Annotated in this window: 14 protein-coding genes; 10 read left to right on the forward strand and 4 right to left on the reverse strand. The window is 67.4% G+C overall.

Going from position 1 to position 21,174, the window contains the following annotated elements:
- Window positions 1-6 precede the first annotated feature (6 nt).
- Together metE and ABD848_RS07080 are read left to right on the forward strand one after the other, a co-directional pair.
- Window positions 7-2,298 (forward strand): 5-methyltetrahydropteroyltriglutamate--homocysteine S-methyltransferase, encoded by a 2,292-nt coding sequence (metE, locus tag ABD848_RS07075; RefSeq protein ID WP_344968673.1) that lies wholly within the window; start codon window positions 7-9, stop codon window positions 2,296-2,298.
- Between the two features lie 291 nt (window positions 2,299-2,589).
- Window positions 2,590-3,087 carry a methylated-DNA--[protein]-cysteine S-methyltransferase gene (locus ABD848_RS07080; RefSeq protein ID WP_344968675.1) on the forward strand — a complete coding sequence of 166 codons (498 nt, stop codon included), beginning with the start codon at window positions 2,590-2,592 and terminating at the stop codon, window positions 3,085-3,087.
- Between the two features lie 70 nt (window positions 3,088-3,157).
- Here the strand turns inward: ABD848_RS07080 and ABD848_RS07085 are convergent, their stop codons facing one another.
- The 3 genes from ABD848_RS07085 to ABD848_RS07095 form a co-directional block, all read right to left on the reverse strand.
- Window positions 3,158-4,138, reverse strand: a complete 981-nt coding sequence (locus tag ABD848_RS07085; protein WP_344968677.1) for a carbohydrate kinase family protein — start codon at window positions 4,136-4,138, stop codon at window positions 3,158-3,160.
- Between the two features lie 25 nt (window positions 4,139-4,163).
- Window positions 4,164-5,237 (reverse strand): LacI family DNA-binding transcriptional regulator, encoded by a 1,074-nt coding sequence (locus ABD848_RS07090; protein ID WP_344968679.1) that lies wholly within the window; start codon window positions 5,235-5,237, stop codon window positions 4,164-4,166.
- A gap of 385 nt (window positions 5,238-5,622) precedes the next feature.
- Window positions 5,623-6,906: a hypothetical protein gene (locus tag ABD848_RS07095; RefSeq protein ID WP_344968681.1), complete on the reverse strand. Its 1,284-nt coding sequence runs from the start codon at window positions 6,904-6,906 to the stop codon at window positions 5,623-5,625.
- Between the two features lie 926 nt (window positions 6,907-7,832).
- Here ABD848_RS07095 and ABD848_RS07100 point away from each other — a divergent pair.
- A complete protein-coding gene (locus tag ABD848_RS07100; protein WP_344968683.1) occupies window positions 7,833-8,012 on the forward strand; it encodes a hypothetical protein in 180 nt (59 codons plus the stop codon).
- A gap of 53 nt (window positions 8,013-8,065) precedes the next feature.
- On the opposite strand, the gene ABD848_RS07105 is transcribed toward ABD848_RS07100, so the two are convergent.
- Window positions 8,066-9,127 carry a coiled-coil domain-containing protein gene (locus tag ABD848_RS07105; RefSeq protein WP_344969060.1) on the reverse strand — a complete coding sequence of 354 codons (1,062 nt, stop codon included), beginning with the start codon at window positions 9,125-9,127 and terminating at the stop codon, window positions 8,066-8,068.
- A gap of 602 nt (window positions 9,128-9,729) precedes the next feature.
- Between ABD848_RS07105 and ABD848_RS07110 the strand changes: the two genes are divergently transcribed.
- The 7 genes from ABD848_RS07110 to ABD848_RS07140 all read left to right on the forward strand — a co-directional run bounded on the left by ABD848_RS07110 (window position 9,730) and on the right by ABD848_RS07140 (window position 21,134).
- Window positions 9,730-10,992, forward strand: coding sequence for a multidrug effflux MFS transporter (locus tag ABD848_RS07110; RefSeq protein ID WP_344968685.1), 1,263 nt, complete (start codon window positions 9,730-9,732; stop codon window positions 10,990-10,992).
- Between the two features lie 338 nt (window positions 10,993-11,330).
- Entirely contained in the window at window positions 11,331-12,614 is a 1,284-nt protein-coding gene (locus tag ABD848_RS07115) for an ABC transporter substrate-binding protein (protein ID WP_344968687.1), read from the forward strand.
- Window positions 12,615-13,304: 690 nt separating this feature from the next.
- Window positions 13,305-13,790: a hypothetical protein gene (locus ABD848_RS07120; protein WP_344968689.1), complete on the forward strand. Its 486-nt coding sequence runs from the start codon at window positions 13,305-13,307 to the stop codon at window positions 13,788-13,790.
- A gap of 79 nt (window positions 13,791-13,869) precedes the next feature.
- The gene (locus tag ABD848_RS07125) at window positions 13,870-15,312 is read left to right on the forward strand and encodes a GH1 family beta-glucosidase (protein WP_344969062.1); all 1,443 of its coding nucleotides are present in this window, start codon (window positions 13,870-13,872) and stop codon (window positions 15,310-15,312) included.
- A 124-nt stretch (window positions 15,313-15,436) separates the two neighbouring features.
- Window positions 15,437-16,465, forward strand: coding sequence for a LacI family DNA-binding transcriptional regulator (locus ABD848_RS07130; protein ID WP_344968691.1), 1,029 nt, complete (start codon window positions 15,437-15,439; stop codon window positions 16,463-16,465).
- A gap of 136 nt (window positions 16,466-16,601) precedes the next feature.
- Window positions 16,602-17,288: a hypothetical protein gene (locus ABD848_RS07135; protein WP_344968693.1), complete on the forward strand. Its 687-nt coding sequence runs from the start codon at window positions 16,602-16,604 to the stop codon at window positions 17,286-17,288.
- Window positions 17,289-17,906: 618 nt separating this feature from the next.
- Window positions 17,907-21,134 carry a sensor histidine kinase gene (locus tag ABD848_RS07140; protein ID WP_344968696.1) on the forward strand — a complete coding sequence of 1,076 codons (3,228 nt, stop codon included), beginning with the start codon at window positions 17,907-17,909 and terminating at the stop codon, window positions 21,132-21,134.
- Window positions 21,135-21,174: the final 40 nt, after the last annotated feature.

Genomic DNA, 21,174 nt, shown 5'->3' on the forward strand with positions numbered 1-21,174 from the left:
CAAGCGATGACGACCACTGTTCTCGGATACCCCCGCATCGGCTCCGACCGGGAGCTCAAACGAGCCTGTGAATCCTACTGGAAGGGCGACATCCCGGCCGCAGAGCTGGACTCCGTGACGTCCTGGCTGCGCCGCACCACGTGGCAGACCCTGCGCGAGGCGGGCATCGACGCCATCCCGTCCAACACCTTCTCCAACTACGACCACGTACTCGACACGGCGGTACTGTTCGACCTCGTGCCGGCCCGGTTCGCCACCATCGGAGCCGCGGCCGACACCGACGACCGCGAAGCCGAGCTACGGCGCTACTTCGCCATGGCCCGCGGAGCCGACGCCGCGCCGCCGTTGGAGATGACCAAGTGGTTCGACACCAACTACCACTACCTCGTTCCCGAGCTCACGCCCCACACCCGGCCCCGGCTGGCCGGACGTAAGCCACTGTCGGAGTATGTGCAGGCCAAGGGGCTGGGCATCGAGACTCGCCCGGTGCTGGTGGGGCCGCTCACTTTGCTGATGCTGGCCAAGCCCGGAGCTGAGGCCCCCGAGGGCTGGCAGCCCTTGGAGCTGCTCGACGACCTCGTGGCCTGCTACGGCGAGCTGCTCGACCAGCTCGCCGCGGCCGGAGTGAGCTGGGTCCAGTTCGACGAGCCCATCCTGGTCACCGACGCCGGCCAGGCGGCCTTGCAGGAGTTGGAGCGCGCCTACAGCCGGCTCGGCGGCGCCACCCAGCGCCCCAGCATCGCGGTCATGACCTACTTCGGCACGGTCGGAGCCCAGGCCCTCGACATCTTCAAGCAGATGCCGATCGAGGGAGTGGGGCTGGACTTCACCACCCCCGAGACCCGCTCCGATCTGGTGCGCGTTTCCGGACTGGGCGGCAAGACCCTGTTCGCCGGTGTGGTCGACGGGCGCAACGTGTGGCGCGCCGACATCCCAGCCACCCTGGCCACCCTGTCCTCACTTCTGGGGCTGGCCGGCGAGGTCGTGGTGAGCACGTCGTGCTCGCTGCTCCACGTCCCCATCGATCTGGCGCGCGAGACCGAACTCGACCCCGTGCTGCGGGAGCGGCTGGCCTTCGCCCGGCAGAAGCTCGACGAGGTGGGGCTGCTGGGGCGCGCCATGGCCGGCGACGCTACGGCCGAGAACGAGCTGGAACGGGCGCGCGCCAGAGCGGCCCAGCCTACGCCGAAGTCCTTCATCGACAGCCGGGTGCGCGCCCGGCTGGAATCGCTTGGCGGCAAGGACGCGCGTCCCGACTACGCACAGCGCTCCAAAGAGGAGATCGCGAAGCTGCCACTGCTGCCCACGACCACGATCGGTTCCTTCCCGCAGACCTCAAAGGTGCGGTCGGCGCGGGCGGCGCATCGGGCGGGCCGCATCGACGACCAGGAGTACGAGCGTCGCATGCGCGCCGAGATCGATCGGGTCATCGCGTTGCAGGAGGACATCGGCCTCGATGTCCTCGTCCACGGTGAGCCCGAGCGCAACGACATGGTGCAGTACTTCGCCGAACGCCTTGACGGCTACGCCACGACCAAGCATGGCTGGGTGCAGTCCTATGGGTCGCGCTACGTCCGCCCCCCGATCCTCTACGGGGACGTTTCGCGGCCCTCGCCCATCACGGTGGGGTGGAGTACCTACGCTCAGTCGCGGACCGACAAGCCGGTCAAGGGCATGCTGACCGGCCCGGTGACCATGCTGGCCTGGTCGTTCGTCCGCGACGACCAGCCGTTGGGCGACACGGCCCGCCAAGTCGCTCTCGCTCTGCGCGACGAGGTCACCGACCTGGAGCGAGCCGGAATCCGCCACATCCAGGTCGACGAGGCTGCGCTGCGTGAGCTGCTGCCGCTACGGGAGAAAGAGCACAGCGACTACCTGGAGTGGGCGGTCGGCTCGTTCAGGATCGCCACCTCCGGGGTGGCCGACAGCACGGTGATCCACTCCCATATGTGCTACTCCGAATTCGGCCGGATCGTCAGCGCGATCGACTCCCTCGACGCCGACGTCACCAGTGTCGAGGCGGCGCGTTCCCACATGGAGCTCGTCGACGATCTCGCCGCTGCGGGGTATCGCCGCGGTATCGGCCCGGGGGTCTACGACATCCACTCGCCCCGCGTGCCCTCCGTGGCAGAGATCGAGACCTCCCTGCGCGCCGCTCTCAACGGCGTCGAGGCCGCGCGGCTGTGGGTGAACCCCGACTGCGGTCTGAAGACCCGCTCATATGCCGATATCGAGCCCGCACTGCGCAACATGGTCGAGGCCACCCGCCGGGTGCGCGCCGAACTGGGCGCTCGCTAAGGGGCCGCGTTACGGTCCCGGTTGCCGCACGCCATGTTGCGACAACCGAAGTGCCGGTTGCGGCCGCCTGACCGCAGCACAGCGGCTGTTGCCCCGGTGCCTTCGGGGGCCTCGTAGCGCCCGCTGTCGCGGGACAAGGGGAGACGCCCCTGAGGGCCGGGCTGTGCCCGACCGCGGTCGAACCCCCGCGCCGGCGGGTGCTGCGTGCCGATCGGCACGCAGCACCCGCCGCTTCTTGGTTTACTGGCGAAGGCAGCCGCCCGGGACACGCAGCGAAGGGGAGCGGTCGCGATGATCGAGGCCACCATTATCGATACACCTCTGGGGCCGTTGAGCCTCCTCGCACGGGAGGGCAGGTGCGTGGGCGCCGGCTTCTCCCGCGACCCCGGAGAGTTGTACCGGCACCTGCACCCCTCGTTGCGCGACCCCATGACCGACGTCACCGACCTGGGGTCGGTCACCGCGGCCGTCCACCGCTACTTCGCCGGCGATGTCGACGCCTTCGACGAGGTCGCGGTGCTCCAACCCTCCTCGCCGGCGCGGGAGCGCCTTTGGCAGGCCATGCGGTCGGTGCCCGCGGGAGCCACCATCTCCTATGGTCGGCTGGCCCAGGCCGCCGGGCTCACCACAGCGGGAGCCCGTGCCGCCGGCGGCGCCTGCGCCGCCAACCTTGTGGCGCCCATCGTGCCTTGCCACCGTGTCGTGGCCGCCGACGGAGGCCTGCACCACTACGGCTATGGAGTAGCGGCCAAGGAGTGGCTGTTGCGCCACGAGGGCAGCATGCTCTGACGACGCGCCGCGCACCCCCAGGCCCAGCCCGCTGCGGCGGGAGCGTGCGGTTTGCGGCCGGGAGGTGCGCTCAGTGCTCCACGCGCACCGGCTCCAAGGCCAACTCGCCGGGGTCGGCGCCCACGCGCAGGCAGGCGCGCGCCGACACCCGCTGAGCATGGCGCAGGCACGCTGCCACCTCGGCCGCTGAGAGCGTGGCCAGCTTGTCCTTGCCGCCCGCGCCCAGCGCTCCAAGCTGACCGAGTGCGTCGAGCAACCCGGCGGCCAGGGCGTCGCCCGCGCCGACGCTGTCGACGACTTCGACCCGCTCCACCGGGTGATAGCTGGGCGTTCCTTTTGTAGAGCGAGCCACGACCAGGGTCGGCTCCTGGCCCCGGGTCACCACCACCAGCGCCGGTCCGAGCGCGAGCCAGGCGCCGGCCCGCTCGGCCAGGAACGCAGCCGTCTCCTGCTCCGTCGCGGGGGCCGGCTCGTCGTAGAGCCAGCGCAGATCCTCTTCGCTGGCCTTGACTACATCGGCCAGGGCCACCTGCCGCTCGACCCGCTGCACTTCTTGGGCGCGCTCTCCGGCCAGCGCCGGGCGCACGTTGGGGTCGTAGCTGACGACCACGCGCTCGCGTTGACGCGCGATCCACTCCTCAAGCACCGCGGCCCCCGGCGCCATCGCCAGCGCCAGCGAGCCCACGTGGAGCGCGGTGACGTCCTCGCCGACCGGGTCGGGCAGCTCAGCGGGAGTCCATTGCCAGTCGGCGGTGCCGCGCACGTAGAAGTCGAATTCGGCGTGCCCGCTAGCGTCGAGGTTGGCGATAGCCAGCGTGCTCGGTTCGGCGGCGGCCACAAGGTCGCGCGTGTCCACTCCGCGCGAGCCCACATAGGCGCGCAGCTCCCGGCCGAAGCGGTCCGATCCGATACGCGCCAGCAACGACACCGGAACGCCTAACCGGGCCAGGGCCACGGCGACGTTGGCCGGCGCGCCGCCGGGCACGGAGCGGTACGTACCGTTCTCGGCGCCGATGAGATCGATCAGGGCTTCGCCGACCACGGTGATCACTGGTCAGCTCCTTTCCTTGGGAGGGTCAAAAGGGCGGGACGGCTATGGTGCGCCCCCCGGTGGGGTGTGGCGGTATCTCTCCAGAGCCGCGGGGGATGAGCCGGGTCGCCAGCTCCACGCGCTGGGCGGGTGAACGGTCCCCGAAGAGCCGTTGGAACAGCAGCCGAGCTGCCGTTTCGCCCAACGAGCCCGGGTCTTGGGCGACGACGGTGACCGGAGGTGACATCAGCTCCGCCAGTTGGAAATCGTCGAAGCCCACCAGAGCCGGCACCGTGTCAAAGCCGGCTAGGGCGCGCAGCGCCGCGACGGTGGTGCGGTTGTTGGCAGTGAACAGGGCCGTCGGCGGTTCCGGTAGCGCCATGAACGCGGCCAGGGTGGCGCTGACGGTCTCGTCGCGCACTGGCCGTGCCGCGATGAGGTCAGTGTCGATGGGCAGCCCTGCCTCGTGCAGCGCTGCCCGGTAACCGGAAAGCCGCTCGGCTGCGGTGTGGATGCGCACGTCGTCACCCAGGAAAGCGATGCGGCGGTGCCCGTGGGCCAGGAGGTGGCGCACAGCGGTGATGGCGCCGCCTCGGCTGTCGGTGAGCACCGTGTCGGCCGCCAGAGCCACCGGGGGCCGGTCCACGAATACCACCGGCAACCCCTCGGCCAGGTAGGGGCTGAGGTAGTCGTGGCGGGCTCCGGGAGCCGGCACCACGACCAGTCCCCGCACGCGGCGTGCGCATAGCGCCAGGCTGAGTTCGCGCTCGGAGTCGGGGTCCTCGTTACAGGAGCCGCTCAGCGCGAGCATGCCGTGGAGTTGGGCCTCAGCCTGGATCGCGGCTACGAGTTGCGCGGAGAACGGGTCGGTGGCGTCGTCCAAAACGAGCCCGATGGAGGCGATCTGGCCGTTGCGCAACCCGCGGGCGCTGTCGTCGGGCCGGTAGTCGAGCCGCGCGATCGCGGCGCGTACGCGGTGCCGGGTGGACTCGGCCACGTCGGGTTCGCCGTTGACCACGCGCGAGACGGTCTTCACCCCGACACCGGCCTCGGAGGCGACATCGCGCATCGTGGCGCGTCGGGTGGAGGCGCGTGAGGTCGCCGGCTTCTTCGGATTCACGCACGCCCCCTCCCACGTCTCTGGTGTCGCAGGGAGTTCCCGCCCGCCGGCGGCACCGCCCCTGCGGTATGGTGACTGACAGCACTACTGACAACGTTGTCAATAACAGATCGTACCTGTCGACCACAGCGCGGTGCTCACGGCGGGCGGGGAACAGCGGTCGCCGGCGTCGCAACGGACACCTCAGCGCCGAGCAATGCCGCCCCAATAGTGAGCTGCTGTGGCCTGCTGAAATTCTTCGCGGGCGGTTTACCGGCGGGGCGTGAGTCGGTCGTGGGGGCCACGTCGGGTGGGCGGGCCACCGGGTCCACTCTTGGCGTCGCGGAGCGAAAAGTGTGGGGCGCGGACGAAACGTCCGCGCCCCACAGTGGAGTGAAGCCGGTGCTCAGGCGGAGCCGACGATGTTGAGCGTCTGCTTGCCCAACTCCGGCAAGAGGCTCTCCACATCGGAGAATTCCAGCGGAGGCGGGGGATCGCTGGCCATGATGTCGGGGCTCATCGAGTATTCCACGGTGATGTTGACGTTCTCCTCGCGGATCAGCAGGGTGCCCACCGACTGCTTGGTGACGGTGCTGTTGGTGGCGAAGATCAGCTTGCCCTCATCGCCGATGTTGACGTCCTGATTCTCGTGAACCTCGATGTCGCTGTAGTCGCCGCTCTCGTCAGTGGCGTACTCCAGGTTCGTCTGGAAGGTCTCCTTGGCACCTTCGACGGAGTCAGAGCCGCCGTAGGGGTACTCGTAGGTGACGTTCAGCGAGCCGTACGTACCGTCTTCGCCCTCAACGCTCCAGTAGCAGCTCGAAATGGTGTTCGAGATGTTTTTGCTCGGGTCCGAGGCGCCGATCTCAGCGGCCTTGTCCTCGGTGATGGCCTTGCAGGGCTCCTCAGGGATCGCGTACGGGGGCTCGCCGGCGGCCTGGCCGTCTCCTTCGCCTTGCCCCCCCTCGCTTTGCGTATCGTCCTGCTCGTCCTGCTCTCCGCCTTGGGAGTCGCTCTGCTGGGAGTCGTCCTGTTGTTGGGAGTCGGCGACTCCCTCATCGGCGGGAGCGACCTCTGTGCCGCCGCCGCTGCCGCGGATCAGCATCACCATGACCGCCACGACCAGCACCATGATGACGGCGCCGCCAGCGAGTACGATCCACAGCCCGGCGTTGCTCTTGCGCGGAGCGGGAGGCGGAGGATAGCCCGGCATGCCGGGACCTCCCGGCGGGCCGTAGGGAGGCTGGCCACCCTGCTGGAACGCCTGTTGCGGCGGGAACTGCGGGCCACCGGGCCCCGGCTGGGCAGCGTTGCCATAGGGCGGCTGCTGGTAAGGGGGGTGTCCTCCCGTCGCCGGGCCGTAGACGGCCGGGTACGGCCCGCTGGGGTACTGCTGCGGGGCGTTGGGGTCGTATCCCCCTTGATAGGGGCCGCTGGGGTAGGGCGGCTGCGCGTTGGGGTCACCGGGCCCGGGCTGGTACGGACCGTTAGGGGGAGGCTGCGGGGCGTTGGGGGCACCGGGGCCGGGCTGGTACGGGCCGCCGGGGTGGGGCTGCTGGCCACCAGTGTTGGCCTCACCCGGTCCAGGCTGTTGGTAGCCACCCCCTTGCGCCGACTGGCCTCCAGAATTTCCGCCCTCGTCACCCTGCGGGTATTGCGGGGGTTGCGTATAGGGTCCGTTGTCGCTCATGATTCCCCTCGCGCCAGATGCGTGCTGTTCAGTCCTCAATGACGCGCATGGCGCGTTCTCGGTTTCCTCCGAAGCCAGGCTTTGCCCCATACATGACCGTTTGGCCACGTGGGCAGGGCACCTGGAAGCCTACGGTTTGTCGGAAAGACCATCGGGGTTCCGGGGCCGTGCACATATGGCACGAACGGGCGCGGGGCGCCTCCTGCGCTCGATCTGGCGCTGTGAGCGCCACAACTGGCGACACGCGCTGATTTTGAGGAGCGTGCAGGTTCGCAATTTTAACGGCGTCGTTTTAACGGCGTTGGATAGAGGGGAATCAGCTACGGAGGCCCCCGACACAGGCTCCGACGCCGGTCGGGCCTGCGCGCACAATGCTGCGCTTACCTCGTTGATCAGGCGATACATGACCGCTTCGACGTTTGGCGGGCGACACGCAGCCATTCCTTCGCACCATCGGCCCAAGTCGGACCGGGGAGAGGATCGTTGTCGGATCGAAATACCTGTTCTCGGGCGTGTGAGGGGCCGGTGAAAACAGGGGAGTGGGAAGAGGGGAGCGCGTCTCGCTCCCGCCCCAGCGGGGATCGTCGTGCCCTCCCCGGCAGGGGAGGGGTGGGCTGCGCACGAGACGGCCCGTCGTTTCCGGGCGACCCTGGAGACGTGGAGCGTTCCGGGCCCCGCCGATGCTGTAGGGGTGCGCTTCCCGGCGCCGGTTTGTGCTGAGGCGCGGCGAATTTGGCGGTGCCGGTCGTGATCACGGCCGCGCTGGGCTCGCCCCTCGCGTCCGGCTCGCCTGCATCTTCCCCGTTCGCATCGCCTAGGGCTTCGACGACACAAGGCAGCGAGAACCAGACGTGGGTGCCGGCGCGGCCTACAGTGATCTCCGAGGGTAACGAGGCCACGACCGTCATATGTGAAAGGGACGGGATATGTCCGAGACACCATCCTCGCCGTCTGACGCCCACGAGGAGCCCACCCCGCCGCCTCGACACGGTCCCGTGGCTTGGCTGGTGTTCATCGCCGCCATCGCCGCAGTCCTCGTGCTCGTCAGTGGGTGCATGGCCATGATCTATGGGCCGATCTTCACTGGCGGGGCGGCGGGGGGCTGAGGTGCCCCTCATGGGGCGGCGCGTTGATCGCGCCGATCTCGGGGCCGGTGGTGCTAGAACATCGAGATGTGCACGTGGTCGTAGTGGTTCTCGGTGATGCTGCCGCGGTCGGCCATGGGGCGCCATCCCTCGCTGCCGCGACGGATGTCCCAAATCTCTTGTCGGTAGATGATGTACATGATGCCGAGCCGGTCGGCGTTGTCCTGGGCCCACTCCGCTATCGCGTAACCACGGTCGATCTGTTCTTGGCTGGGGATCTGGCCGTTGGCGTTGAGCATGAAGTCACAGGCGCGCCCCTTGGGGTGCTCTCCGATGACCCAACCGCCGTAGGGCCGGTAGCAGCCCACCCCGCCCACTGAGGTGCCCTCACCGAACTCCTCGATGATGAGATCCCTCATCTGGCGGGTACGCGGGGTCAGGTTGTCGGGGCCGCCCATCTGCTGGTTGGGATGGTCGGCGATCATCTCCTGCACTTCCTTGCGCCGCTCCTCCAACTCTTCGAGATCCTCCTTGACCGCAGCGACCTTCTCCTCAGCGTTTTTCTGGGCTTCTTTGTCGCGGGCGATGGCCTGCTGGAGCTGGTCGATCCGGTCTTGGTTGGCGGTGGACAGGTGATCGACCACCTGGGCGCGGTCGATCACGTCCTGGGGTTGGTTCTCTACGAACAGGGTCAGCGCGGGTTCCAGGCCACCGCTGGTGTAACTGGCGATCGCCAGTTGCCGTACCTGTTTACGGGCCGTCTCTACCTTGGCTTCGGTCTTTTCGGCACGCTCCTTCGCCTGCTCGGCATCGTCGATGACCGCTTCCATGTCGAGCAGTTCCCCGTTGTACTCCTCACTCAGCGCATCTGCCCGCGAGACCAGCGTGTCGAGGTCTTCGGTGGGAACCGCGGGGACGGCCGCGAGGGCGGGGGAGGTCATCGTCGCGGTGACGGGGGAGAGGGGAGTGAGACAGCACAGGACGAGCAGTGCGGTGATCGCGGCGACGCCACGCCGCCGAAGAGCCGATGGAGCTACTAGCCCCAGCTTTTCCAGGATGTCGCGCCAGGTCCAACACGGCGGATCGGGAGCCCAGAAGTCGAGATAGTCGTCTGGGGAACCTGGGTCGCCGCCCATCGCTTCGTTGGCCTCCACTCAGTACTCCTTGGTAGGGGCGGATGTCTCGGCACGGGACCGGCTATTGCGCTAGGGCGTGGATTCCGGTCATTGTGCCGGCCGAGCCGTTCCGGGCCCGGGGGCCGCTGTGGCGTTTTCGGACATGTCGGGACTGCCGACACGCGCGCCGCTCACGGCCGAGCATGCAGGAGAATTCCCCCCTGGATACCGGCGGGCCAGCCGACACGCCGGGGCGTGGGCCGCCGATGTCAGGGGTTGATGCCGTGATGCGGCCTGGGCAGATTCTAAGCGGACATGAATCGCCCATGGCCCTTAGCATTCTGACTCTGCTTGGCTGATCTCGGCGGCGGTGCGGTCCATGCCGGCGCTCGCCAGCGGGACCGGTTCCGCTAACCTCCCCTGCCACGGCGGGCTCATGGCGCCGCCGTGGGGCTCAGGGCAGGGGCACCCGAGTGCCGTCACTGGCCCAGCACTAAGGTTATGGGGGTGCGCGGTCCCACTCCCACTGATTCGGGGCCATACATCGGATCTCAGGATCAGCGAATTTTTTGTGGACAACCGCGCTGTTGAACCGGGGCCTCACAGCATGGATAGGGAGCGGCATGGCAGCGTGTGCGTCGGGACGCGGACCCGCGACATCCTCCGGGAAACCGGGGAAGGGCCGTGCCGCCGGCGCGGTCCTGGTGGTGGGACTCGGCGCGCTCACCGCACTCGGGCCGCTCTCGATCGACATGTACCTGCCGGCCTTTCCCGCCCTGGCCGAAGAGTTCGGTACCAGCGACTCCCGAATCCAGTTGACTCTCACCGCCTGCCTGGTCGGCCTGGCCGTGGGGCAGCTCATTCTCGGTCCGCTCAGTGACTCGGTGGGGCGGCGCCGTCCGCTGCTCGTGGGCACTGCCGCCTACACGGTGTTCTCCCTGCTGTGCGCGTTGGCGCCCAACGCCGAGGTGTTGACGGTCCTGCGCCTGCTCCAGGGAGGGGCAGGAGCCGCCGGCATGGTGATCGCGCGGGCGATGGTGCGCGACCTCTACGCCGGCCCTGCCGCCACCCGACTGTTTTCCCGGCTCATCCTCGTGATCGGGCTGGCCCCCATTCTGGCGCCGGTCTTCGGCGGTCAACTGCTGCTCGTTACCTCGTGGCGAGGGATCTTCGGCGCGCTGGCGGTTTTGGGCGTGCTGCTGTTCGTGCTGGCCTGGTTCGTGCTCCGGGAGTCCCTGCCGCCGAGCAACCGCCGCTCCGATGGACTGGTCGCGGTGGTCGGCGTCTTCGGCCGGCTGTTGCGCGACCCCGTGTTTTTGGCGCTGATGCTCACCCAAGGGCTGGTTTCGGCCGGCTTGTTCGGCTACGTGTCCGGGTTCTCGTTCGTCGCCCAGAACGTCTACGGGGTCTCGCCGCAGGTCTTCAGCCTGCTATTTGGCCTCAACGGCATCGGTATGGTCATATTTAGCCAGGTCAACGGCTACCTCGCCGGCCGAGTCCCCGAGCGTTCGGTGCTGTTGGTGGCGCTGTCGGTGGCTGCGATGGCTGGAGTGGGGCTCGTCGTCGTGACTCTCGCCGGCCTACCGTTCGCGTTGACCTGTGCCCTGCTGTTCGTCGTCATGAGCACCTTGAGCTTCACGCTGCCCAACACGATGTCGTTGGCGCTGGGGCGCTACCCTCTCAACGCCGGCAGCGCCTCGGCGCTGATGGGCACCGTCCAGTTTTTCGTGGGGGCGACAGCTTCTCCTCTGGTGGGCCTGGCCGGTGAAGAGAGCGCTATGGGTATGGCCTCGGTGGTCATGGTGGGTCTGGTCAGCGCGTTCTTGGTCAACCTGGTGGGGCGGGCCCTGGCGGCGCGCGAGACCACCGAGCATTCGAAAGATTAAGCTCGCGCCGGTCGGCGCAGCGCCGCGCGCCATTTGTCCGCCGGAAGGGACGGTTGTAGCGCCCCCATCTCCCGGGAGGCGCGCATCCGGCGGCGACAGTGAGGGGCCGGCTCACGGCAGATACCCAGTTCCACTGGCCGCGATGACCGTTGACTCTCAGGCTGCTGCTGGCTGACATGCCTCATTATCTGCATGTATGTCACAGGTAACAGTTGTGTTACGCAGGCGTGCCAAGGGATTGACGGGATCGCATCCGAGCGGTTTTCTTGTGGGAGCGCTCCCAGAAGGGGGGAGGTGGGGGCGCTAGCGACTGAGTTTCCCGATTAAGGGGTTCCGAGATGGCAGAGCATGTGAGCGGTCGCTGGGCCGCCGTAGTGCTGAGCGGCGGTGCGCTGCTGGCTGCCACCGCGTGTGGGGGGAGCGGTGCCGACGCCGACGGCGCCGAAAGCCAGATCACGCTGACGATTCACACTTTCGGCACGTTCGGCTACGAAGCCCTCTACGAGGAGTTTGAAGCCGAGCATCCCAAGGTCACGGTCGAACCGCGCAATACCAAGTTCGAGGACTACACCGCACAGCTTGAAAAGAGTCTCGACGAGGGCAGCGCCGACGACGTCGTCGCCATTGAAGAAGGCTTCATGGGCGCGATGCGCGGCAGATCCGACGACTTCGTCGATCTCAGGGACTACGGCGCCGGAAGTATGGCCGTCAACTTCCTGGACTGGAAGTGGGAGGGGGGCATGACCGCCGACGGCAAGCTCATCGGCCTAGGCACCGACATGGGCAGCCTCGCCATGTGCTACCGCCGAGACCTGTTCGAGCAGGCAGGGCTGCCCACTGACCGCGAGGAGGTCGGTGCGCTGTGGGAGACCTGGGACGATTTCCTCGCCACTGGCGAGACGTTCATGAACAGCAGCGTCAACGCCAAGTTCATCGACACGGTCACCCAGGTCTACAACACCCGCGTCATGCAAGGGGCCGATCACACCTACTTCGACCGCCAGGGCAACCTCGTCATCGAGTCCAACCCGGCCATCGAAGAGGGTTGGCAGTTCGCCGTGGAGATGGTTGAGGCCGACCTCACCGCCGATGTGCAGGTTTTCACCGAGGCGTGGACGGCCGGCCTGCAAGAGGGCAGCTTTGCGGTGACCACCTGCCCGGCCTGGATGCTCGGCCAGATTAAGGAAGCCGCCGGCCCTGAACTCTACGGCGCGTGGGACGTCGCTTCGGTTCCCGGCGGCGGTGGCAACTGGGGCGGCTCCTGGCTGGCCGTGCCGACCCAAAGCGAACACCCCCAAATGGCCGCCGAGCTAGCCAAGTACCTCACCCGCCCCGAAGGCCAGATGGCCGCGTTCCACGCGGCCAACAACCTGCCCACCTCACCGCAAGCCCTTGAGGACGCCCAGGTGCGCGCCTTCACCAACCCTTACTTCAACAACGCCCCTGTGGGTGAAATCTATGCCTCCAACGCCGCCGAACTCCAGCCCGTCTATCTCGGCGTCGATCACCAGCCCGTGCGCTTGATGATTGAGGAGACGCTGCGCGCCATGGACACCGGTGAGATGACACCCCAGGAAGCGTGGGACCACGTGGTGACCCAGGCCGAGCAGGAGGCGAACTGAGCCCACCCCCCACCAGACTCGGGCGGTCCGGCACGTGATCCTCTCCTCTCCGGGATCACGACCCCACCCCACTCCTCCTCCTCTGGGGCCGGACCGCCCGCCTCCCTGTCAATGACCGTTACTTCCAGGAGCCTTGCCGTGAACGTCGTTGAGCCCAGTGGCCCCGCGCCAGAGTGCGCGGGGCCACCTGTGGTGTCCACCGGCGCCGGTGAGAGCGCTCTCGGCCCTCCCAGCGGGGCTGAATCGAGCCGGCCGGGCACCAACCGGTGGCCTACGGCCTCTCCTGGCAGCGGTCACCGCCGTGGTGCCGGTAGGCCCCGCGATGCTCCGGACCCCCCGTGGCGCGCGCCGCTCTGCGCGGGGACCCGACGCTCCCTCCCCTCGGTGAGCCGTTCTCCCGGTAGCGAGCCCCTACCGTCGCGCCGATCCGTTGCCGGGCCACCCTCCCCTCGTGGCCAGCCCGAGGATGGGCGGCTGCGTCACGTGGCCGGGAGCATCTTCGGGCAGTGCCGGCGCCGCGGCTGCGGGAAACAGCCCTCCACGCACGCCACCAAGCTCCGCCCCCCTGCCACGCGGCCCGTGTCCTGGAGGACACCGGTCTCGCCAGCGTCTGGGGTGTGGGGTCTCCCACCGCGCGGCAGCCACGCCGTGGCGACGGGGCCGCCGCCTCTTCCCCCGGGCGGCGACCCGGTGGCCACGAATGTCGGCTGGCCGCCGATGGCTGTGAACGCGGACCTTTCCCGCCCCTCATTCCTGGTCGACCTCCGACGAGTCGGCCAATTTCAGGCGGTCATCGTGCCGTTTCCGATCGAGACCGGTGCGTTCATAGCGCGCCATTGTGTCGAGCGGTCCCTTCCCAACCGCAACGTCGAAGTTCTCTTCGACGGCCGCTCGACGTGGCGGGTTTGGACGTGCCTCGTCGCGATGTCGGAACCGGCCGCGGTCGTCCCTGGGCCACCGTGGCCCATTCACGAGCGGGACGACTTCGCGTGGCCGTCAACGACGCCGGTCGCCGCTGACCGGGTCGCGTCCATGTCCATCAATCAGCTACCGACCCCCCACGACAACGATTACTCACTGATGCTCACCGGATTACTGCCGGCCACGGCGCCCCCAATGATCGTGTCCGCGGCAGCCGGTGACACATCGTCGGCGGAATTATGGAAGGGGCCGTAAAGGCGTGACTAGCTCCACAGCACACGAGACCGCCCACAGATCCGGGCCGACCGCCCAAACCCAATCGAGCACCAACGGGGTGGCGTTCCCCGCTGGTTTCCTTTGGGGCGCGGCGACCGCGTCGTTCCAGATCGAAGGAGCGACTACGGCCGATGGCCGTGGTGTCAGCATTTGGGACACCTTCTCCGCGACCCCGGGGAAAACGCTCAACGGCGACACCGGCGATCCCGCGACCGATCACTACTATCGCTATGCCGACGACATCGCCCTCATGAAGCGCCTAGGACTGGGTGCCTACCGTTTCTCCATCGCGTGGCCACGCATCCAACCCGATGGCAAGGGCAAGATCAATCAGGCCGGGATCGATTTCTACGACCGTCTCGTTGACACCCTCCTCGAAAACGGCATCGAGCCCTGGCCCACCCTCTACCACTGGGACCTGCCCCAGCCGTTGGAGGACGACGGCGGATGGCCTGCGCGCGACACCGCTTCGCGTTTCGCCGACTACGCCGCTGTGGTGTATGCGGCGCTCGGCGATCGGATCACCAACTGGGCCACCCTGAACGAGCCATGGTGCTCGGCGTTTTTGGGCTACGCGCTCGGGGCCCACGCGCCAGGGCGTCAGGAGCCCGCCTCATCCGTGGCGGCGGTCCACCACCTGCTCCTGGGACACGGACTGGCCGCCCGGGTGATGCGCGAACACGCGGCACAGTCGGGCTATGAACTCAACCTCGGTCTGGTGCACAACCAGACGGTGGTTCGCCCCCACACCGACGCCCACGCCGACGTCGAGGCGGCTCGCCGCATCGACGGCCTGCGCAACCGACTGTTCACCGGCCCCCTGCTGCACGGCGCCTACCCTGAGGACGTCGTCGCCGACCTCGCCGGGATCACCGACTTCTCCTTCGTGCGCGACGGGGATCTCCACGAGATCAACCAGGTCGGCAAGTTGGACATGCTCGGCATCAACTTCTACAACCCCAGTTGGGTCGCGGGCTCGGCCGAGGGCATCCCCGCCAGCGCCTTGGAGGATGGCGAGAACAGCCACGGTGGCCCCACCCCCTGGGTGGGGGCCGAGGACGTGGTCTTCGTTCACCACGGCTTCCCCCAGACGGCCATGGGTTGGGAGATCGACGCCACAGGGCTGAGCGACGTGCTGCTGCGGCTCGCGGAGGAGGCTCCAGGGCTGCCCCTCTACGTGACCGAGAACGGCGCGGCTTTCGACGACGAGGTCGACCAGAACGACGGCGCTGTCCACGACACCGAACGGGTGTCCTACCTCAACACTCACCTGCGGGCTGCGCATAGTGTCATAGAGAGCGGGGTTCCGCTGCACGGATACTTCGCGTGGTCCCTCATGGACAACTTCGAGTGGGCGTGGGGCTATTCGAAGCGCTTCGGAATTGTTCACGTCGACTACGAGACCCAGCAACGTACGGTCAAGGACAGCGGGTGGTGGTACTCGGAGGTCATCCGATCCGGCGGTATCCCCGATACCTCTGACATCCCCGGACGCCCCTGACCTTCGCCGGCGCATGTAGCCGCCGCCCTCCCGTGCAGCCAGTATTGGAGCAGAAGGGCCAGTATTGGACCGGAAAGAATGGAGGGCGGCGGCGTTACCGATGATGGGGACAGAAGGGCACGATATGAACGATCGTCGGCGACGGCCGACGCTGGAGATGGTTGCGGAGCGCGCAGGCGTGGGTCGGGGAACCGTCTCTCGGGTGATCAACGGCTCCGCCCAGGTAAGCCCGGCAACGCGCGAGGCGGTACTGCGCGCCGTCGCCGATCTGGGCTATGTGCCCAACCATGCGGCACGCACCCTGGTTACCCAGCGCACCGACATGGTCGCCCTGGTGGTCTCCGAGCCCGACGAGCGGCTGTTCGCCCAGCCGTTCTTCGCCGGTATCGTCCGCGGTGTCAGTTCGTTGCTCAACGAGCGCGGACTTCAGATGTTGCTGGCCACGGAAAATTCGGCTGAGGAGCGTCAGCGCCTGGGGGACTATCTCAGTGGCCACCACGTCGACGGTGTCCTCGTGGTGTCGCTGCACCGGGACGACCCGCTTCCGGAGCGGCTCGCCGACGCCGGTGTGCCGTGCGTGCACGGTGGCCGGCCGTTGGGGATCACCGTGCGTCACCCGTTGCACTACGTCGACATCGACAACGTCGGCGGCGGCTACGTCGCCACGCGCCGGCTGATCGAGTCCGGTCGGAAACGGGTGGCCACGGTCGCGGGGCCCCAAGACATGATCGCCGGGGTGGATCGGCTGCAAGGTTACCGCGAGGCCATGCGTGACGCCGGGCGGGTCGTACCGCCCGGGTTCATCGCCGCCTCCGACTTCACCTATGAGCGTGGAGAGAGCGCGATGCGCGAGATCCTCGCCGCTGTCCCAGACATCGACGCGGTTTTCGTCGCCTCCGACCTCATGGCGCTCGCGGCGCTGCGCGTGCTTCGGGAGACAGGACGTCGCGTCCCCGATGACGTGGCGGTCGTCGGTTTTGACGACTCTGCTCTAGGACTACACTCCGACCCGCCACTGACGACGATCCACCAACCCACGGTGCAGATGGGACGGGAGATGGCACGGCTGCTCGCCGACGGGCTCGCCGGTACCGAGAGCGAACCTGTCGGGATCGTTCTCGACACCCATCTCGTCGAGCGCGAATCGGCTTAGCCCTTCCCGCCGGTCGTTGCTGCCCCGAAGAGGCTGCCCCGAAGAAAAGAGAAGCGCTCAACAGGCACTTTGCTCCTTAACCGATACGGTAGGCACAGGGACGTCATCGAGTGTGGGCGGCTCGACAGGAGGGAACATGCGCTGGGTCACCTATCTATCGCCCAGTGGGGGAGCGCCGCGGCCAGGCGTCGTCGACGATGGCTGTGTGCTGGGCTATCCGGGAAACGAGAGCCTTCCCGAGCTGCTCTCCCAGGATCGCAGCGTGCTCGCCAGTGCCTACCAGCGCGCTGTCGCCGCTCCGATGGAGATCATCGTCGAGTTCGAGACACGGCTGTGCCCACCGTTTATGCCGCAGCAACCGGTGCGGATTCTCTGCGGTGACCAGAGGGTCCGCACCGTCGATCCCGAGTTCGTGCACGGCACTGATGACAGCGTCGTAGTTCCCTCGCCCGAGGCCGCTCTCGTGGCCCACGTGGGAGCCGCTGCTGTCTTCAGCGGTCAAGGGCGTTGCGTGGGATACTCTCTCGCCTGCCTGTGGACCCTGCCCGATGGCCGCTGTGCCGGCCTGACGTTCGGCCCGGCCGTCGTCACCCACGAAGAACTCGACGGCTCCGACATCACGGTCAGTGGCAGTATCGACGATGTGCCGTTAGCCGTCACCGTCATCGACGGCAAGCTCGACTGGGCCGAGGGCATCAGCCGTGCCAATGGGATCGTCGCCGCCACCTTGGACCAGACTCGTCCTCTCACCGCCGGCGAGGAGCTGTTGGTGGCAAGCGACGTCCTCGGCGAGTTCGAGATGCGGGTGTGCGCCGAAGGGTGACCACAAGTCGGCCGAAAAAGAGCCGAAATAACACTCAGTTCTCTCTTGTGCACCCTAAGTGTGGATTTCCTCGGGTGGGCCGCTGCGCGCGCCGTAGGTGCGGCCACCGTTCCGAGCGGGGCGTAGTAGTCCTCAGGGGGGCCGGCGTGGTGGCCCCGCTTTCTCGTTCACTGCCTTACTGCGCCATTAAGCGATGGGTCCGTAATAATCGACCTGTGTGTCCAAAAAGTTATGGAATCGCGGGAGAGGGCACAACCAGGGGGCGCGGGGCAAGGGATGGTCGGTGAGCAGCCTCCCCTGCTGCTGAAGGTGAAACATCGGTCACGCCCTCGCTGAAAAAATCAGGGGATTCGTGGCATCCGGTGCGTCTAGCCGGATTGATACGCTATCTACCCCGCGCGTACTGTTTCGGGTTAATGGTGCGCGACGCCTCTCCCCTGTGAGGCGATTCCTGGTGCGGAAGCTCTGCCTCTTATCGACACCGTGACACCTGGTGCGGTGATCCCAGTAGGCCAACTCCCATGTCCGATGCTCTGGTGCGTGTGCGATCCAGGGAGCGCTCCTCACAGGGTCCATATCCGTTGCATGAGGCGGTGAATCGAAAGGGTGCGAGGGTCCGTGTCGACACGAGCGACGAATAACGGAGACGACGCCGCGCCGGATCAGAACGTGGGCGAGGTACGACAGACCAACGCCAACGCCACGTCGAGACGTCCGGCGCGATGGTGGGAGCCACGCAACTGGCGTGTGCGTTCCCGTATCGTGGCGCTGATCGTGGTACCAACGGCCGTAGCGGTGCTGTTGGGTGGTCTACAGATCTCCGAGAACGTCTCCAGTACGTTCACGCACGAAAATATTGAGGACCTGGCCACTCTCGGCGGACAGGTCGTTGACCTAGCCAACGAGCTGGGCCAGGAACGCCTGGCCGCTGCCGCATTCATCGCTGACGACCCCAACCCGGACCAGCGTTCCAACGATCGCAGGATCGCCCTGGAAGAGCGGCAGCAAAGCGTCGATCAGGCGGTCAACACCGTCCGCACCACGGCCAACGAGTTGGGCGACCCCGGCAGCGAACTCGCTGCGGCTCGGCTCGACTCGATGCTGGCCTACCTTGAGGACCTGCCCTCGCTGCGCGATGAGGTCACTGATACGCGCATCACGATCTCGCCGGCTGCCTCGAAGTACAAGAAGATCATCGAATCGCTGGCCGAGTTCAACGCCACGATCGCCGATGACACCAACAACACCCAGTTGCGTGAGAGCGTCCGCGCTCTCACCGCGCTCAGCCACGCCCGCGAGCACATCTCCCACGAGTCGGCTCTGATGCTGCACTCGCTGATGCGCGACGAGATGAGCACCAGCGTCTACGAGGCCATCGGCGCTAACCAGGAGCGCTACCAAAACGAGATCCAGAACTTCATCAACAACGCCACCGTCGAGCAGCGCCGGATCTACGACGACACCTACAGCGGCCTCGACGTCAGCCGGCTGTCGACCATGCGGCTGCGCGTGCTGACTCGCGTCGACACGGGACAGGAGCTGTCGGGGCTGACCAACGAGGACGGTCCCGACGCCTATCAGGAGGTCGCCGGCGGCGCCCTGTCGCTGATGCAAAAGGTTGAGTCCTCCATCGCCGACGCGGTGCGCAACCAGGCGAGGGCGTTGAAGAACGACGCCCGTAGCAACGCCATGCTGGACTCCACCATCGTGCTCGGGCTGATCATCGTGGTCTTCATCATCACCATGCTCGTCGCCCGTTCCATGGTGCGTCCGCTGCGCACGCTCCAGGAGGGCGCCATGCGTATCGCTGCCAATGACCTGCCCCAGGCCATTGCGCAGACCCGGGAAACCAGTACCGATCCGGGGGAGATCAGCGTCAGACCCCTGAAGGTCGATTCCACCGACGAGATTGGGGAAGTCGCCAGATCCTTCGACGAGGTTCACCGAGTGGCCTTGCGCCTGGCATCCGATGAGGCCGCCCTGCGCAATAACGTCAACGCGATGTTTGTCAACCTCTCCCGTCGTAGCCAAACACTGGTGGAACGGCAGTTGCGCCTGATCGACGGTTTGGAGCAGGGCGAGCAGGATGACGACCGGCTCGGTGACCTGTTCCAACTCGACCACCTCGCCACCCGCATGCGCCGTAACAACGAGAACCTGCTGGTGTTGTCCGGACAGGACAACACTCGCAAGTGGGCGCAGCCGGTTCCGCTGGTCGACGTCTTGCGCGGCGCTATCTCCGAGGTCGAGCAGTACGAGCGCGTCAACGTCCGGGCCCCCTCGCACATCTCCGTTCTCGGCCGCCCCGTCAACGACGTCATCCACCTCGTGGCCGAGTTGGTGGAGAACGCCACCTCCTTCTCGTCCCACGACGCCCAGGTCTCGGTCATCGCTCGGCCCCGCGACGAAGGCGATGTCTTGGTCGAGGTCACCGACAGCGGGATCGGCATGGCCCCGGAAGAGATCGAGAACATCAACGCCCGCCTGGCCGAGCCGCCCGAGATCGACGTTTCGGTTTCGCGACGCATGGGCCTGTTCGTGGTCAGTCGCCTGGCCGCTCGACACGGGATTCAGGTGTGGCTGAGTTCGGCCCACAACGGCGGCATCGTCGCCCACATCGTTTTGCCCCCCGACCTGCTCATCACGCCGGTCGAGCACTCTCAGCCGACGCTGGGCACGGGCAGCCGGGGGGTTCCCGACACCTACGCAGAGGCCACGGCGGCCTTTGCCTCTTCGCCCGCCCCCACCGACGCCGCCGACACGTGGCAGTCCTCGGGGCAGGAGCGGCCTTCCTGGGAGCGGGAGACGCCCTCGGGGCTGCCCAAGCGTCCCGATCCCGCCGCCCGTACCGATTCCCCGGCCGAACACCCACCCAGCGGGCAGGACTTGTGGAGTGACGCGGGCTGGAACCGTCCGCCCACACCCCCCTCGACCGCCCAGCCCGAGCAGCCCGCCGCTGCGCCGGAGCCACCGGCCGCACCGGAGCCGCCACCGGGGCAGCAGTATCAGCCTGGCTACACCGAGCCGCACCAGCCGGCCGAGCAGCCTTCCCAACCCGAGTACCCCGCCTCCCCCGCTCCATCCGCTTCGGTTGAGAGCACGCACCCCTCGCCGTGGCAGGAGCACAGCCAAGACCGTCAGGAGGCCTCGTCGTCGCAGGCCGCCTCCTCCTCGGCGGGGCAGCATTTCAGGGACAACCCGTTCGACTCCGACACGCGCGAGGGGTATGGCTCTACCGCCTACCTCTCCAAGCGCTACGGATCGGCGAGTGGCGGCCACACCGTGGTCCCGCCCTCGCCGGAGAGCAGCAACGAGCCCCTGCCGATCTTCGACTCCATCGAGTCGAACTGGTTCCGTCGTCGTACGGTGCGGCCCGCTGTGCCCACCCCTGACACTGGACCGATTCCCCTTAACCAGGTCAATGGTTCCGCCGAAAGCGGTGCTTCCGCCGCCGATGTGGGGGGACGCGGTAGCGAGCAAGCACCGGAGCCGGCCTGGCCGAGCGGATCATCGTCGTCTTCAGCCGCAAGCCACGGAGACGGCGACGCCACAGCGTCTCCCGAACTGCACCAGCGGCCCGAGGACAACTGGCGCTCGGAAAGCGACAGGGGGTGGCAAGCCGCGGAGAGCGTGAACGAGCCCATCGCCGGCGGGCTCACTACTTCGGGGTTGCCAAAACGTGTCCCCAAAGCAAACCTGGTGCCTGGTACCGCTCCCACGCCGGAGCATGTCAAGCAGGTTCCGTCCCGCTCGGCTGATCGGGTCCGTAATCGGTTCTCCGGGTTCCAGCAGGGGATTCGACGGGGACGCAACGATGCCGGCGACCAACCGTCTGAGGAGAGATAGTGTCTGGCCAGATCAAAGAGGGGGGGTCCGCTACGCCCAC

Source organism: Salinactinospora qingdaonensis (assembly GCF_039539445.1).
Taxonomy (GTDB): Bacteria; Actinomycetota; Actinomycetes; order Streptosporangiales; family Streptosporangiaceae; genus Salinactinospora; species Salinactinospora qingdaonensis.

Bases quoted from the DNA above. Each gene is read 5' to 3' on its own strand.
- metE (WP_344968673.1), top strand. From the start codon at position 7: ATGACGACCACTGTTCTCGGATACCCCCGCATCGGCTCCGACCGGGAG.
- ABD848_RS07080 (WP_344968675.1), top strand. From the start codon at position 2,590: ATGATCGAGGCCACCATTATCGATACACCTCTGGGGCCGTTGAGCCTC.
- ABD848_RS07095 (WP_344968681.1), bottom strand. From the start codon at position 6,906: ATGAGCGACAACGGACCCTATACGCAACCCCCGCAATACCCGCAGGGT.
- ABD848_RS07100 (WP_344968683.1), top strand. From the start codon at position 7,833: ATGTCCGAGACACCATCCTCGCCGTCTGACGCCCACGAGGAGCCCACC.
- ABD848_RS07105 (WP_344969060.1), bottom strand. From the start codon at position 9,127: ATGGGCGGCGACCCAGGTTCCCCAGACGACTATCTCGACTTCTGGGCT.
- ABD848_RS07110 (WP_344968685.1), top strand. From the start codon at position 9,730: ATGGCAGCGTGTGCGTCGGGACGCGGACCCGCGACATCCTCCGGGAAA.
- ABD848_RS07115 (WP_344968687.1), top strand. From the start codon at position 11,331: ATGGCAGAGCATGTGAGCGGTCGCTGGGCCGCCGTAGTGCTGAGCGGC.
- ABD848_RS07130 (WP_344968691.1), top strand. From the start codon at position 15,437: ATGAACGATCGTCGGCGACGGCCGACGCTGGAGATGGTTGCGGAGCGC.
- ABD848_RS07135 (WP_344968693.1), top strand. From the start codon at position 16,602: ATGCGCTGGGTCACCTATCTATCGCCCAGTGGGGGAGCGCCGCGGCCA.